8 protein-coding genes are annotated in these 10,102 nt (G+C 63.2%); 5 read left to right on the top strand and 3 right to left on the bottom strand.

The features are described 5' to 3' along the window. Window positions 1–149: 149 nt before the first annotated feature. Window positions 150–1,991, top strand: coding sequence for a dihydroxy-acid dehydratase (ilvD, locus tag ACF8RA_RS11035; RefSeq protein ID WP_003249056.1), 1,842 nt, complete (start codon window positions 150–152; stop codon window positions 1,989–1,991). Between the two features lie 70 nt (window positions 1,992–2,061). On the opposite strand, the gene ACF8RA_RS11040 is transcribed toward ilvD, so the two are convergent. After that, window positions 2,062–2,952 (bottom strand): LysR family transcriptional regulator, encoded by an 891-nt coding sequence (locus tag ACF8RA_RS11040; protein WP_218115555.1) that lies wholly within the window; start codon window positions 2,950–2,952, stop codon window positions 2,062–2,064. A 102-nt stretch (window positions 2,953–3,054) separates the two neighbouring features. Between ACF8RA_RS11040 and ACF8RA_RS11045 the strand changes: the two genes are divergently transcribed. Continuing rightward, entirely contained in the window at window positions 3,055–3,723 is a 669-nt protein-coding gene (locus ACF8RA_RS11045; protein WP_176684757.1) for an NAD(P)H-dependent oxidoreductase, read from the top strand. 8 nt (window positions 3,724–3,731) lie between these two features. Here ACF8RA_RS11045 and ACF8RA_RS11050 read toward each other — a convergent pair whose 3' ends face one another. Then, complete coding sequence (locus tag ACF8RA_RS11050; RefSeq protein ID WP_021783642.1) at window positions 3,732–4,787, bottom strand: phosphorylcholine phosphatase; 1,056 nt, start codon at window positions 4,785–4,787, stop codon at window positions 3,732–3,734. Between the two features lie 244 nt (window positions 4,788–5,031). On the opposite strand from ACF8RA_RS11050, the gene ACF8RA_RS11055 reads away from it, so the two are divergent. Continuing rightward, the gene (locus ACF8RA_RS11055) at window positions 5,032–6,423 is read left to right on the top strand and encodes an L-cystine transporter (RefSeq protein ID WP_176684756.1); all 1,392 of its coding nucleotides are present in this window, start codon (window positions 5,032–5,034) and stop codon (window positions 6,421–6,423) included. Between the two features lie 275 nt (window positions 6,424–6,698). Here ACF8RA_RS11055 and ACF8RA_RS11060 read toward each other — a convergent pair whose 3' ends face one another. Continuing rightward, the gene (locus tag ACF8RA_RS11060) at window positions 6,699–7,214 is read right to left on the bottom strand and encodes a dihydrofolate reductase (RefSeq protein WP_176684755.1); all 516 of its coding nucleotides are present in this window, start codon (window positions 7,212–7,214) and stop codon (window positions 6,699–6,701) included. A 54-nt stretch (window positions 7,215–7,268) separates the two neighbouring features. Between ACF8RA_RS11060 and ACF8RA_RS11065 the strand changes: the two genes are divergently transcribed. After that, entirely contained in the window at window positions 7,269–8,660 is a 1,392-nt protein-coding gene (locus ACF8RA_RS11065; protein WP_392514804.1) for a DUF2868 domain-containing protein, read from the top strand. Beyond that, window positions 8,653–10,017 (top strand): GTPase/DUF3482 domain-containing protein, encoded by a 1,365-nt coding sequence (locus ACF8RA_RS11070; RefSeq protein ID WP_252460127.1) that lies wholly within the window; start codon window positions 8,653–8,655, stop codon window positions 10,015–10,017. Before ACF8RA_RS11065 ends, ACF8RA_RS11070 begins: the two co-directional genes overlap by 8 nt. Window positions 10,018–10,102 lie beyond the last annotated feature (85 nt).

Below are 10,102 nucleotides of genomic sequence, written 5' to 3' on the forward strand. Positions count from 1 at the left end.
CCCGGCGGGTTTATGAGCTCTGGTCAAGCACGCGGCGATCCCGCGCCGTCTTGGCCCCATCCGTGCCAGTGGCAACCGGCCTGCGGCGCAAAGGACAAGAGAAGCTCACTCCCCTATTTGTGACCTGATTAAGCCGCCAGGAGTGTTTCATGCCTGATTATCGTTCCAAGACTTCCACCCAAGGCCGCAACATGGCCGGCGCCCGCGCCCTGTGGCGCGCCACCGGGATGAAGGACGAAGACTTCAAGAAACCGATCATTGCCATCGCCAACTCGTTCACCCAGTTCGTCCCGGGCCATGTGCACCTGAAGGACCTGGGCCAGCTGGTGGCTCGCGAAATCGAACGCGCCGGTGGCGTGGCCAAGGAATTCAACACCATCGCGGTCGATGACGGCATCGCCATGGGCCACGACGGCATGCTGTACTCGCTGCCAAGCCGCGAAATCATTGCCGACGCCGTGGAATACATGGTCAATGCGCACTGCGCTGACGCCATCGTCTGCATCTCCAACTGCGACAAGATCACCCCCGGCATGCTGATGGCCGCCCTGCGCCTGAACATCCCGGTGATCTTCGTTTCCGGCGGCCCGATGGAAGCCGGCAAGACCAAGCTGGCCAGCCACGGCCTGGACCTGGTCGATGCCATGGTCATCGCAGCCGACTCCACGGCCTCCGACGAGAAAGTCGCAGAATACGAGCGCAGCGCCTGCCCGACCTGCGGTTCGTGCTCCGGCATGTTCACCGCCAACTCGATGAACTGCCTGACCGAAGCCCTGGGCCTGGCCCTGCCGGGCAACGGTTCGACCCTGGCCACCCACTCTGACCGCGAGCAGCTGTTCCTCACGGCCGGCCGCACCATCGTCGAGCTGTGCAAACGCTACTACGGCGAGAATGACGAGTCGGTCCTGCCACGCAGCATCGCCAACTTCAAAGCGTTCGAAAACGCCATGATGCTGGACATCGCCATGGGCGGTTCGACCAACACCATCCTGCACCTGCTGGCAGCAGCACAAGAAGGTGAAGTGGCGTTCGACCTGCGCGACATCGACCGCCTGTCACGCAAAGTGCCGCAGCTGTGCAAAGTGGCGCCGAACATCCAGAAGTACCACATGGAAGACGTCCACCGCGCCGGCGGCATCTTCAGCATCCTCGGTTCGCTGGCCCGTGGCGGCCTGCTGCACACCGACCTGCCGACCGTGCACAGCCGCAGCATGGAAGAAGCCATCGCCAAATGGGACATCACCCAGACCGATGACGAAGCCGTGCACACCTTCTTCAAGGCTGGCCCTGCCGGTATCCCGACCCAGACCGCATTCAGCCAGTCGACCCGTTGGGAAACCCTCGACGACGACCGTGAAAACGGCTGCATCCGCAGCTTCGAACACGCCTACTCGCAAGAGGGCGGCCTGGCCGTGCTGTACGGCAACATCGCACTGGATGGCTGCGTGGTCAAAACGGCCGGTGTGGACGAATCGATCCACGTGTTCGAGGGCACCGCGAAGATCTTCGAAAGCCAGGACAGCGCCGTGCGCGGCATCCTCGCCGACGAGGTGAAAGCCGGCGACATCGTCATCATCCGCTACGAAGGCCCGAAAGGCGGCCCGGGCATGCAAGAAATGCTCTACCCGACCTCGTACCTCAAGTCCAAAGGCCTGGGCAAGGCCTGCGCCCTGCTCACCGACGGTCGCTTCTCGGGCGGTACCTCGGGCCTGTCGATCGGCCACGCCTCGCCAGAGGCCGCGGCGGGCGGCGCCATCGGCCTGGTGCGCGACGGCGACAAGGTACTGATCGACATCCCTAACCGTTCGATCAACCTGCTGGTCAGCGATGAAGAGCTGGCGGAACGCCGTGTCGAACAGGACAAGAAGGGCTGGAAGCCAGCCGAGGTCCGTCCACGCAAGGTGACCACGGCGCTCAAGGCCTATGCCCTGCTGGCCACCAGTGCCGACAAGGGTGCGGTGCGTAACAAGGCAATGCTCGAAGGGCTGTAAGGGCTTTTCTGGCATTGGCACAACCGGCGTCTCGTACGCCGGTTTTTTTTGCCTGTGGATAAAGGCCGGATCAAAGCTCTCCCTTCGCGACACATTGGCGTAATTGCGCCAGCAGCAGGGCAGCCGAGCGCTTCGGTGTCGCCGCCGACGTCAGCACGAACTGCGCTTGAGGCAAGGCTGGCAACGTCGACACCTCCACCAGGCCGGCAGCCAGAGCAGAAGATCGCGTGACAGGCGTTACCCCAAGCCCGCCACTTACGGCGGTCATCAGCCCGCCGACACTTGGGCTCTGGCAAACGATGCGCCATTGCCGCCCGGCGCGTACCAAGGCCTCGATAGCTGCGGCCCGATAAGGGCATTGATCAGAAAATACCGCCAAGGGCACAGGCGTGGTGACCTCATCGCTGCCCAGCGCAATCGGCCCTCTCGCCCACACCAATGGTTCGGACCAAAGCACCTCGCCACGTTCTTCATCGCTGCAGCGGCTGCCCAATACGATATCCAGCCCACCCGAGTGGACGAGCGAGAGCAACTCCCCAGTCAGGCCGACGGTCAGGGACACCTCTGCATCGGGATGTGCCACCGAAAAACGACGCATGCAGTCGATGATCGGGGCTTTCACCATTTCCTCGCTCAACCCCACGTACACCGTGCCTGACACCCGCCGACCTGCCCCAAGGCTTGCGCGGGCATCATCGTGCAGCGCCAGGATGGTGCGGGCATAGCCTGCCAACCGAGCGCCTGCGGGTGTCAGGCTGACCGAGCGGGTCGTACGCTCCAGCAATTTTTGTCCGGCTTCGCGTTCAAGCCGCCGAATATGAGCGCTGATCGCCGACTGCGTTAGGTGCAGCCTCTGCGCAGCACGGGTGAAACCACCGGTGTCGGCAACGGCAAGCAAGCTCCGCAAAAGCACAGTATCGAACACAGATTCATCACCTATCTCACTCAATCTCGCGAGCATACGTCATTTCTATAATGAATCGCCCTGAATCAGACTGACCACCGAACGCCTGGGCGCTCAAGCGCCGGGCAAGGCTTATCAACACTACTTGGGAGAAGCCCCGTGGTTGAACGTATCTTGTATGTCTGCGCCTCACCCAGAGGAGAGCGGTCCGTTTCCGCTCAGATTACCGACGTGTTCCTGGCGGCATTGGCCGAGCGCAAAGCGGTGGAAATCGATCACTTGAATCCTTGGGAATGTGAACTGCCTGAGGTAGATGGCGCCTTGCTCGCGGCGAAGTACGCGGGGCTTGCCGATGCCCCGCTGTCAACCACACAGGCAGCTGCATGGGACCGGATCAAGGCCCTCGCTCAACGGTTCCACCGGGCGGATACCTTGGTGTTCAGCGTACCGCTGTGGAATTTCGGTATTCCGTACAAGCTCAAGCACCTGATCGACGCGATTTCGCACAAAGACGTGCTGTTCACCTTCGATGAGCAAGGATTGAACGGCATGCTTGGCGGGCGTCGAGCGATTGCCATCTACACCCGTGGTTTGGGCTACGGGCCCGGCTCACAGACACCCGACCAAGTGTTTGGCCTGGAGAAAACCTTCATCGACACATGGTTTCGCTTCGTTGGGATTAACCAGGCGCACAGTTTAGTGGTCGAACAGACCCTCGGCCCTGAGGGCGCCAGGATCCGTGAACGTGCCATTGAACAAGTGACCCTGCTGGCGCAGACCATTGACCAGAAAGCGGCCCAGACCCTCATTGTGGGCCGCGATGGTTGATATTCCCGTTACTGGATCTGCTCCGGCGTGACGATCACCCAGTTCTTGTCGGCCGTCACCGGCAACCCTTCCTTGGCCTGCGCCGCCGCATTTTTGGCAATCATCCCGTTGAGCTGGTCCATGTACTTGGCCTTGCGGTTTATCCACAGGTGGATACCGCCTTTGCCCACATCCACACCGTGGAACTGCATGTAGCCATCGCTGGTCGGCGTGTCGCCGCCCACCAGCACCGGTTTCTTCCATTCATCGATGTAGGTAAGGATCGCCGCCTGCTTGCCCGCCATCCAGGTGGCCGGAGTCCACAGGTAGGGGGTCAGCTCCAGGCCCTCGTTAGCCTTGGCATCGTAGTGCCCGGCGCTGATCTGCTTGCGCGCAGTGGTCAGCTGGCCGCTGGCGCGGTCCTTGAGCAGCAGGCTCACGCCAATCACGTTCTGGGGTTTCACGTTGTATCCATACTTGGGGTCCGAGGCGACCATGCGTACCAGCTCTTCGGAGGCAGCCGAAACCACATAGACCTCGATGCCATTCTCCATCAGCTTGTTGTACAGCTCGGCCTGGCCCTTGAAGACCTTGGGCGGCTGAACCTCGATGGCCTTGACCTGGTCGCCTTCGTAATAGGTGCTGGGGATCGGCTTGGTCGAGGCCATCAGCTCATCCACCTGCGCCTTCAGCTGCTTGAGGGTAAAACCGGAGAACACCTGGGCTACCCACGGGTAGCAGACCATGTCATCGATTTCACACAGCCGGTAGTAGTAACTGAACAGGCTTTCCTTGTGCTCGGCAGTGTCCTTGAACGGCATCAGCTTCAGCGAAGGGTCGAGCTTGTCGCGGCTTAGCAGCCCCTTGTTTTCCATGAACGGAAGCAAGGCTTCTTCCAGGTCATAGCGGTAACTGGTGTTGTCCATGTCGAACACCGCGTAGTTACCCTTGTTGGCATTGGCGGCGATCATGCTGTCGAGCTGCTTGGCTGCGTCGGCAGGCCAGTGTTTGAGCTCGGTGGCGAAGGTTTCGATACTGAACAGCAGGGACAGGCCGATGGCGGCGGCTTTCACAGCGACTTTCATGTACGAATCTCCTGAAATGACCCAGAAACGCTAGTGCAACAATCCCCACTGCAAACCCTCGATAACGACCCCCAGGCAACTGTAAACGCCTTGTTCATTGCAATTTGCGACACCTCGTTATTCCATAAACGACTATGTAAATTCCATTTGGGTATAAATTCGTTTGTTTTCAGGCTGTTAGCATTTCCGTTCGCAATCGCTCACAGAGGCGATGCCACTTCTGCTTTTTTCTGCTGGAGCTTCAATGAACCTGCCGCTGTCACTCAACCTGCTGGCGTTCCTGGCCCTGTTGCTGGGCCTGGCACAAACCCGCCGCACCGACTGGAGCCTGGCCAAGAAGGTACTGCTTGGCCTGGTGCTGGGCGTGGTCTTCGGCCTTGTGCTGCATACGATCTATGGCGCAGGCCACCCCGTGCTCAAGGCAACCATCGCCTGGCTCGATCTGGTCGGCAACGGCTATGTCGGCCTGTTACAAATGATCGTCATGCCGCTGATCTTCGCCTCGATCCTCAGTGCCGTGGCACGTTTGCACAATGCCTCTTCGCTGGGCCGCATCAGCGTGCTGAGCATCGGCACCCTGCTGCTGACCACTGCCATTGCTGCCCTGATCGGCATTGTGTTGACCAACCTGTTCGGCCTCAGCGCCGAGGGCCTGGTGGCCGGCGTCCAGGAAAGCGCACGCATGCAGGTTATCCACAGTGACTACGCGGGCAAGGTCGCCGACCTCAACATCCCGCAACTGCTGCTGTCGTTCATCCCCAGCAACCCGGTAGGCGACCTGGCGCGGGCCAAGCCGACCTCGATCATCAGCGTGGTGATCTTTGCGGTGTTCCTCGGCCTGGCCGCGCTGCAGTTGATCAAGGACGACGCGGAGAAGGGCGAGCGCGCCCTGTCGGCCATCGACACCCTGCAGGCGTGGGTGATGCGCCTGGTGCGGATCGTGATGAAGCTGACCCCCTATGGCGTGCTGGCGTTGATGACCAAAGTCGTGGCCAGCTCCAACACGGAGGACATCCTCAAGCTGGGCAGCTTCGTGGTGGTGTCGTACCTGGGCCTGGGGTTGATGTTCGTGGTGCACGGCATGATCCTCGCCGCCACCGGCGTGAGCCCGCTGCGCTTCTTCCGCAAGGTGTGGCCGGTGCTGACCTTTGCCTTCACCAGCCGCTCCAGCGCCGCCAGCATTCCACTGAACATCGAAGCACAAACCCGCCGTCTGGGCGTGCCCCAATCGATCGCCAGCTTCAGCGCATCGTTCGGCACCACCATTGGCCAGAACGGCTGTGCCGGGCTCTATCCGGCCATGCTGGCGGTGATGGTTGCGCCAGCGGTAGGCATCGATACCTTCGACCCGCTGTGGATCGCCACCCTGGTGGCCATCGTCACGCTGAGCTCGGCAGGCGTTGCCGGCGTGGGCGGCGGTGCCACCTTCGCCGCGCTGATCGTGCTGCCAGCCATGGGCTTGCCGGTGGAGTTGGTGGCGCTGCTGATTTCGGTGGAGCCGCTGATCGACATGGGCCGTACGGCGTTGAACGTGAACGGTTCGATGACGGCGGGCGTTGTCACCAGCCAGCTGTTGAAAGAGACGGACAAGGAAGTGCTGGCCGGTGATGAACATGCCGAGCTGAGCCACACCTGACAGATCGCCGGGGCGCAATGCGCCCCTTTCGCGACAAGACCGCTCGTGTCTTGCTCAAAATCTGAACACCCTGCTGTCCCCCGTAGGAGCGGGTTCACCCGCGAAAGGGCCAGGCCTGCTGGCCAATTTTCACCAGCCGTTCGCCGTTGCCGCCGCTATCGTATTCGCGGGTAAACCCGCTCCTACAGGGTGGTGGATACACATCGGGGGTTGGACACAGGCCGTTGTAGGAGCGGGTTCACCCGCGAAGGGCTGCAAAGCAGCCCCCAACAATCTCAACCCTTATCCCAAACCTCGAAGTGATACACCGGCTTACCTTCCTCAGCCCGTGCCTCGCTAGAAGTCAGCCTCCACTGCCCTTCATCAAACGCCGGGAACCACGCATCCCCCTCTGGCGCCAACTCAACCCGCGTCAGGTACATGCGGCTGACCAGCCCCTTCTCCAGCGCCTGCCCATACAGCTGCGCGCCACCAATCAGCATCAGCTCACCGACGCCCTGCTCGCGCGCCCACTGCTCGGCCCGCACCAAAGCCTCTTCAAGCGAGGCGAACACCTCGGCCCCCGCCAGTTCAAGCCCCGGCTGGCGGCTGACCACGATGTTCAGCCGCCCCGGCAGCGGCCGCCCCAGCGAATCCCAGGTCTTGCGCCCCATGATGATCGGCTTGCCCAGGGTGGTGGCCTTGAAGTACTTGAAGTCCCCCGGCAAATGCCAGGGCATGGAGTTGTCGATGCCGATCACGCGGTTCTCGGCATAAGCCGCGATCAGGCTGAGGGGGAGTGATGTATTCATGCCGGCGAGGATAGCACCGGGCGTGTGGGTTATGCTTCTGCCTTGACCTGTGCAATGGAAGACCTTGTGACTGCACCCACGCCACTGGACAAGCGCTGGCTCACCGAAGCGGTACGCCTGCGCGAAGAACATGCCGGCCCGCTGGAAGACCAGGAAGCCAACCGCCACGCCCGCCAGCTAGGTGGCGACCTGGCCACGCGCATCGAAACACGTGCGCTGTTCCTGGCCGAGCGCGATGGCATGACCGGCGCCCTGCGCCATTGGAAGCAGGGCGCGCGCCTGGCGCTGCTGGCCCTGCTGCTGATGGCCGTGCTCAGCGGCGCAGGCCTGGGGCTGGCCGCCCTCGGTGACGGGCAGCGCCCGGTGAATGTGTTCTGGGCGCTGGGCAGCCTGCTCGGGCTGAACCTGCTGATGCTGCTGGGCTGGGGCATGGGTTTTGCCCTGAGCGGCGAGCATGGCGCAGGGCTGGGCCGCTTGTGGCTGTGGCTAAGCGAACGCTTTGCCCGCGATGCCAAGGCCGCGCACCTGGCGCCAGCGCTGCTGGTGCTGCTGCAACGTCAACGCCTCAACCGGTGGCTGCTCGGCCTGTTGGTACATGGCCTTTGGCTGTTGGCGATGCTTACCGCACTGGGCATGCTGCTGGCCTTGCTGGCGACCCGGCGCTATGGCTTTGTCTGGGAAACCACCTTGCTCGCCCCCGCCCCGTTCATTCACCTGACCCAATCGCTGGGCGCCCTGCCCTCGTTGCTGGGCTTCGCCGTGCCCGACGAAGCCATGATCCGCGCCAGCGGCGACAGCCTGCCGGCACTGGACATGGCACGCCAGGCCTGGGCCAGCTGGCTGCTCGGCGTAGTGCTGGTATACGGCCTGCTGCCCCGCCTGCTGCTGGCCGGGTTGTGCCTGTGGCGCTGGCGCCAGGGCCGTGAACGCCTGATGCTAGACCTGGGCCTGCCCGGCTACACGCAACTGCGCGAAGCACTGATGCCGCGCAGCGAGCGCATCGGCGTGCAGGATGCAGCCCCGGAAGCCTTGCCGCAGTTTGCCGCCGGGCAGCTGGAAAGCGGCAGCAGCGGTGCCCTGCTGGTGGGCCTGGAGCTGGACGACCAGCGCCCTTGGCCACCCGCCCTGCCAAAAAGCGTGACCGATGCCGGCGTGCTCGACAGCCGCGAATCACGCAACCGCCTGTTGGAACAGCTCAGCCGCTTCCCACCGGCACGCCTGGCCATCGCCTGCGACCCACGCCGCTCGCCCGACCGCGGCAGCCTGGCGCTGCTCGCCGAACTGGCGCGCAATGCCGGCGCCACCCGTATCTGGCTGCTGCAGGCTGCACAAGGTCAGCCCCTCGATGCCGAGCGCCTGGGCGATTGGCACGAAGCCCTTGACCGCCTTGGCCTGCAACATGCCGACACTTCACCGCTGACCTGGCTGGAGCATGGCCATGACTGAGCCACTGAAACTGGCCGTGGTCGGCCATACCAATGTTGGCAAAACCTCGCTACTGCGCACTCTGACCCGCGACGTCGGCTTTGGCGAAGTGTCCCACCGCCCCAGCACCACCCGCCATGTGGAAGGTGCGCGACTGTCTGTGGACGGTGAACCCTTGCTGGAGCTGTACGACACGCCCGGCCTGGAAGATGCCATCGCGCTGCTGGACTACCTTGAACGTCTGGAACGCCCGGGCGAGCGCCTGGACGGCCCAGCCCGCCTGGAGCGTTTTCTGCAGGGCAGCGAAGCACGCCAACGTTTCGAGCAGGAGGCCAAGGTATTGCGCCAACTGCTGGCCAGTAATGCCGGGCTGTATGTGATCGATGCGCGCGAGCCGGTGCTGGCCAAGTACCGAGACGAACTGGAAGTACTGGCCAACTGCGGCAAGCCGTTGCTGCCGGTGCTCAACTTCGTCGCCAGCAGCCAGCACCGCGAACCGGAATGGCGTGAAGCCCTTGCCCGGCTTGGGCTTCACGCCTTGGTGCGGTTCGACAGCGTGGCCCCGCCAGAGGATGGCGAACGCCGTTTGTACGAAAGCCTGGCGCTGCTGCTGGAAAGCGCCCGCCCGGCGCTGCAACGGCTGATCGACGACCAGCAGGCGCAGCGCTTGGCACGCCGGCACAGCGGCAAGCGCCTGATCGCCGAACTGCTGCTCGATTGCGCTGCATGCCGGCGCAGTGTCGAGGCCGAACCAGCGGCAGAAGCCCGGGCCATCGAGGCGCTGCGCCAGGACATACGCCAACGAGAACAACGCTGCGTCGAAGCCTTGCTCAAGCTGTATGCCTTCCGCCGCGAGGACGCCCATGCCAGCGACCTGCCGTTGCTGGATGGCCGCTGGGGCGATGACTTGTTCAATCCAGAGACGTTGAAACTGCTGGGCGTGCGCCTGGGCAGCGGCGTGGCGGCGGGGGCGGCAGCGGGGGCCGGGGTCGATTTGCTGGTTGGTGGCCTTACCCTCGGCGCGGCGGCGCTGGCCGGGGCGATTGCCGGCGGTGCGCTGCAGACGGCACGCAACTATGGTTCGCGGTTGATGGGAAAGCTCAAAGGCAAGCGCGAGCTGACCGTGGACGACACGGTATTGCGTCTGCTGGCCTTGCGTCAGCAGCAGTTGATGGTGGCGCTGGATAACCGCGGGCATGCCGCTCAGGACAGTATTCGCCTGGGTGAGCTGGATGAAAAGGCCTGGCGTGAGGGCAAGTTGCCGGAAGCGTTGGTCAAAGCGCGGGCGCACCCGCAGTGGTCCACCCTCAACCCTGGGGCGAAGCTGAACCAGGCTGAGCGGCAGGAGCAGTTGGAAGCGCTGGTTTCACAGATTTGAGCCAGCAGGGCCGGCCCTTTCGCGGGTAAACCCGCTCCTACGGGCGGCCGGTGTACAACCACCGATGTGTGCCCACCACCAATCC

Origin of the sequence: Pseudomonas sp. FYR_5 (assembly GCF_043106315.1) — a bacterium.
GTDB classification, from domain to species: domain Bacteria; phylum Pseudomonadota; class Gammaproteobacteria; order Pseudomonadales; family Pseudomonadaceae; genus Aquipseudomonas; species Aquipseudomonas putida_Y.